This window comes from Nitrospirillum amazonense (genome assembly GCF_007828045.1).
Taxonomy (GTDB): Bacteria; Pseudomonadota; Alphaproteobacteria; order Azospirillales; family Azospirillaceae; genus Nitrospirillum; species Nitrospirillum amazonense_C.
Genome location: NZ_VITN01000070.1, coordinates 1 through 1512 on the forward strand (window position 1 = coordinate 1; position 1512 = coordinate 1512).

The following is a 1512-nucleotide window of genomic DNA, read 5'->3' on the forward strand; positions in this document are numbered from 1 at the left end:
TAAACGCCATCAGGGCCGCTAAATGGGCCGCCGCCCCGCTCCGCAGCGTCAAAAATGACAGGATTTCGGATTACACCTGTGCATCACTTATGCACGAAGGTTCAACGATGACCGGCTAGGGCTTTGATTTGATGGTGTTTTCCGCTCTTCGGCCCCAATCTTTATGGATCAGATGAATTCAGCGCCTTCCACGCCTACCTCAGTTCCGAAACTGATATTGAGGAAACAGATCCGGATTCTTCTGGGGATAGGCATTCAACGATAATACGCCTTTCAGGATAGGTCTCGCGAAGAAGAGAACGCCATACGTTGGCAATAATCTCACACAGGCAAGCATCTTCAGCATCGGAAGTTTCCATTCGATGCTCAATTCCAAAAAGATACGGGAGTTCAAAGAAATTAAAAGACGCCTCTAGTTCCTGTATTGATCCTTTCCACTCACTTTTCTTCTTTAGGAATCTTTCTTGGATTTCGCCAGAAAACAAGTCAATTATAATACTTCCTTCTACTTCAAGAATAGTTGGCATAAAAAGAGCAGAATAAAGAAAAGCTCCTTTTGCATTTGCCTCTCGATAAAAAATATCACCAACAGACTTCACATTTGGGTCCGTCGATGGATACAATTTGCCGATAATTGCATCTCTATCCGATAGATTTTTTTTCATATCAGGCCGATGCCCCAGGATCAAGGTGAGGAAGAAACGGATTAGGCGGTAGCGGCAAAATCATTATAAGCGGGAATCCAGGCAAGGGAATACGCGGCAATACTGGAGGGACAATAGGACTCCCTGCTCGCCCAGGAATTTCACTGGGATTTGCCGAGCGTGGAACTTTTACGGGAGCTCCCGGTCCTTTTCCCTCTTCCCTTTCAAGGACCAGTGGAGGCTCGACACCACCATGAGGTTTGCCATTTCCCCTATATCGCTTCTCAGGTACGTACTTATCTGTATAGGGATTCTTCTCATAAGTTTCGTAGTTGTCGATCTCGCCTGTGTCCGCGTCGCGACGGAATGAACTATGAGGCCCCTCCGCATTCGGATCGGGACTGAGCTTCTCAGGGCCGCGCCCTCCACCTTGCGACCCAGAATTTGGAGACTGGGAAGAGGAGGTGGAGCCTGAAACAGAAGAGTTTGACTGATCATGAGCATAACTTCCGGAGCAACTTGAGCCCCCTACTAGAGAACAGGTGTTCTTCTGTATTTTGTCCTGAGTATTTTCATCCGCCAGTCCAAGGGGATCATATCCCGAGAGCGGATTGTTCCCTACATAGGCATACCGGTTCAGCCCATCGGCAGTTCCCGCCGGGTCCATCTGCAACCAGCGGCCGATGCCGGGGACGTAGGTGCGGTTGGGCGTGACGTACAGCCCGATCTCGTCATACCGCATGCCCGCATACCGATACGGCGAGCCGGTCTGCCCGTCCTGGGCACTCTGGCCAATCACAACACCCTGACGCGGGGTGTCGTACCGACGCTCCTTTTTCCCGGTGGCTCCAACGGCTTAGCGGGCGCG

2 protein-coding genes are annotated in these 1512 nt (G+C 50.7%); both read right to left on the bottom strand.

Annotated features, from left to right (window positions below):
- Positions 1–194: 194 nt before the first annotated feature.
- Positions 195–665 carry a hypothetical protein gene (locus tag FBZ89_RS30585; protein WP_145754880.1) on the bottom strand — a complete coding sequence of 157 codons (471 nt, stop codon included), beginning with the start codon at positions 663–665 and terminating at the stop codon, positions 195–197.
- Between the two features lies 1 nt (position 666).
- On the bottom strand, positions 667–1443 hold the full coding sequence (locus FBZ89_RS32125; RefSeq protein ID WP_145754882.1) for an RHS repeat-associated core domain-containing protein: 777 nt from the start codon (positions 1441–1443) through the stop codon (positions 667–669).
- Positions 1444–1512 lie beyond the last annotated feature (69 nt).